The 3,595-nt window shown below is 29.2% G+C and carries 3 protein-coding genes; all 3 read left to right on the top strand.

The window, feature by feature from the left end:
- Positions 1-85 precede the first annotated feature (85 nt).
- The 3 genes from Q5N74_RS18800 (at position 86) to Q5N74_RS18790 (ending at position 3,374) form a co-directional block, all read left to right on the top strand.
- Positions 86-592, top strand: a complete 507-nt coding sequence (locus Q5N74_RS18800; RefSeq protein ID WP_304390540.1) for a hypothetical protein — start codon at positions 86-88, stop codon at positions 590-592.
- A gap of 177 nt (positions 593-769) precedes the next feature.
- Positions 770-2,716: a hypothetical protein gene (locus Q5N74_RS18795; RefSeq protein ID WP_304390539.1), complete on the top strand. Its 1,947-nt coding sequence runs from the start codon at positions 770-772 to the stop codon at positions 2,714-2,716.
- Between the two features lie 118 nt (positions 2,717-2,834).
- Positions 2,835-3,374 carry a hypothetical protein gene (locus Q5N74_RS18790; protein WP_304390538.1) on the top strand — a complete coding sequence of 180 codons (540 nt, stop codon included), beginning with the start codon at positions 2,835-2,837 and terminating at the stop codon, positions 3,372-3,374.
- Positions 3,375-3,595 lie beyond the last annotated feature (221 nt).

Genomic DNA, 3,595 nt, shown 5'->3' with positions numbered 1-3,595 from the left:
CTCGCGGACTTTCTATTTGGTGGTTATTTGCTAAATTAGGTGCTTAAACACGCCACTAATCTTATACAAAAACGTTGTACACCATATGAGAGAAACATTCGTAATCATATTTACCTTAATCGGATTTTTAACATTTGGACAGGAAAATAATCTTGACCCAATTGATAACAAAGTGAATTCTATAGAATCGGATTCCACTCTTACGGAAACTGAATTTGATTGGGTGGAACTGACTGGAATTGCTTCAGATGGTGGCGGAATTTTAAAAGTTTGGCGGAATGAAAAAAAGATTTGTAAAATAGTTGAGGAAATCGGACTTTCTTATGGTCGAATAAGAACAATTATTTATCTGAAAAACGGAATCCCAATTAAGATTATAGAAACCGAAGAAAACTTTGAAATAAAAGACAACGAATTAAATTATAAAAAATTGAACGAAGTTTATCGAGAAATAATTTATGTTTTCGATTGGGAAAATGATAGTGCTGAAATAAAACGAATTGGAAAACGAAAAATGAGTGAACAAAGTTGCTCAATGTATGAATTGGCAGAATCTGTTATGGTAAGAGCAAAAAAAGCAACAACGGAATAAAATACGGTGTACAACACCGTGTATAATTAATGGCTAGTTCTCGCCTACTTACGAAAATCCTCGCGGATTTTCTATTCGGTTTTTATTTGCTAACTTAGTTGCTTAAACACGCCACTAATCATACACAAAACCGTTGGCACCAATTTGACCAAAATCACCCGAAACAGAAATCCGACAATGAAAAGAGATATAAATCGAGTAGTTTTTTATTCAATACAAGATTTATCAAAAGATAGAAACCTACAAAATGCTGAATCTTTAATTGAAAAATTCGATTCTAAAAATCTCTATGATATAAACGACATTCTAGAATTATATCAAATTAAACTTTATTTTGACAATGAACTCTATCGTAGTGTTTGGTGTGAAGAAACAAAAGAGAATTATTTAAAAACCGTTAATTCCTTTTGGGAAACAATAACTTCTTTTTTTCTTAAAATAAATAGCGAAAATATTTCAACTCACTTTATTTCAACTGATTATCAATATTATGATTCATTTTGGACTTTAATAAGTCAATTAAGCATTCACAAAAAAATCTCTTCAGATAGCCTAAAAGAAATACTAAAAAATAACAGATTTCACATAAGACAATTGCTAAAGCAAAAAAATATAGTAAATCATTTTTCTAGAATTATTAGTGACTTCCTTATGGATTCTACAGAGTCAGCAGAATTATTGCTTTCCCAGTTCGAAGAAGACCATATCTTATCTGAAAAACCAAAATTATTCTTTCCAGCAACATTAAAAGATTCCGATAAAGAATCTATGATTTTAAATTATCTAGATTTACCTAACGCTAATTTAAATTACGTTAAACTAGTTGTTAATTCAAGAACATTAAAATTATCAGACAAGACTAAATTAAAGGCAAAAAGATTAGAGAAAAAGCAGAATGATGATTTTTTTAAAAGAGAAGCTGGTACTTCTCAAAGAGTACAAGGTTCGCTATCAAAAGACCAAGATGAACCTTACAAATTAGAAAATAAAAATGGTCAGTTAACGCATTCCTATTCCGAAAAGTGGCTGGATGTCACAAAATCTAATGAAAACATTTTTCGGAACTTCTCTTACCTTTTTAGATATATCAATGAACAAGGTTGTATAGAATTAGTGAGTAAAAATCACGAAATTGAATCACTTGAACGAGTTTTTATGCGTTCTAAAAACGAGTACTTGATAAGTTTTAAATTTCACGGTAAAAGCTTATTGTCACATATTCAATTAGCGTTATATCTTCATTACTTACAAGAAAACAAAATAAATCTTGAGAATGTTTTATCACATCAAGTTAATGAAGTCTTGAATGAAAGGTTCGAAATTAAAGGATTAACTATTTCATTCGCTTCTGAAAATGCTTCGCCTTTAGAGAAAATTAGATTTATAGCACCTGAATTAGAGTTCCTAATAAAACAATATCAATGCTACGTTGAAGAAGGTTTCATAGATTTTGACTTGATTAAAATTAGTTCCTCTCAATTACATTTAAGCAAAGTAAAAAGTAAACTAAATAAGAAATATGTTTATGGTCAAGGAGAAGAATATTTAAGGCTAAATTATTATTTCTTTTCAAATTCATCTATGCTCTACTATATTGAGCCTTTTAAAGAAAAGTATCGCTCATTTTATCAATTATTAACAAACGAAAATATTGGTTATGAAGATTTTCAAGATTATCAAAAAGGAGATATTGACTATTTAATTTCAAATAATTATTTGTACAAAGATAAAGACGGGTTTTTGAGAATTAAGAACCCAGAATTAGTTTTTGTTATTGGGAAATTACATTATGAGGATGTTCTAAATTTTTGGCACTATTCCGAGCAAATCAGAAATGAAATTTTAGAAATGGAAAAAAAGGGAATGGTAAAATTTGAGAACACATTATTTACCATTGAGGAAAGAAAATATTTAAACTATTATCTAAATAAAAAAGAGTTTTCGAATGGAATGGATTTACGAAATAAATATTTGCACGGAACAAACAGCAGTTCGGAAGATGAACAACAAAACGATTATCAAATATTATTGAAATTAATAATCCTTATCATCTATAAAATTAAAGACGATTTGAATTTATATGAAACTGAACAAAAAACTGGTGCCAACACCGTGTATAATTAATTGCTTGGTTCTAGCCTACTTGCGAATATTCCTGCGGAATATTCACGGGTTCGTTATTGTTTACTAAATTAGTTGCTTAACCACGCAACTAACCATACACAAACACGTTGTAAAACATTTGAGAGAAACATTGGGTAACGAAAATCAACATAGAGAATTAAATGGAATTGAAGGAGAAATTTATCTTTCTTCTTGGAATGAATTTGAAAACAAAAAAAGTGATTTTCTTTTTGAATATTCCATAGGTGGAGATTCTACTTTAGAAACTGAAGAAATAGAAACCTATCAACACAAAGCGAATGAATATCTTATAAAAAATGAAGGGGAAATCAAAAATGAGATACTCAAAGCTTTAGTTATTAAATATCCTGAAATTCAAGACATTTACGATTATGAACCTGATGAGAAGAAAGAGTTAATGCCAGATGTTATTAACCCAAATGATTTTAAAAAACTTATCGAATTAATCAGAATACACTTTATGAATGTTAAAAAAGATGACATTGGATATATTGGTTTTGAATTCGATTGCAAATGGGATATTGAACACGGATTAGGCGCAATGACTCATAAAAATAAGGTTATTAAAATCGGTGGAGCTGATACATCTTTTATGGAATGGATTGCGGAAGAAGACTTATCTAACAAGGAAAATTAGTTTTGAATTAAAAAACGTTTTACAACACCGTGTATAATTAATTGCTTTGGCAAGTGCTTATTTGGAAAATTCCTTCGGAATTTTCTCGCGTTCGTTTTTGTTTACTAAATTAGTTACTTAAACACGCAACTAACCATACACAAAACCGTTGTGGTTCATTTAAGATTACTCGCCAATGAAAAGGTCAATTTTTAAAGACAAAGAATATTTTGATAATTATA

The sequence above is a fragment of the Mariniflexile sp. AS56 genome, from assembly GCF_030552475.1.
GTDB lineage: Bacteria > Bacteroidota > Bacteroidia > Flavobacteriales > Flavobacteriaceae > Mariniflexile.
The sequence above is the reverse complement of the archived record's forward strand: the minus strand, read 5'-3'. Positions and strand labels throughout refer to the sequence as shown.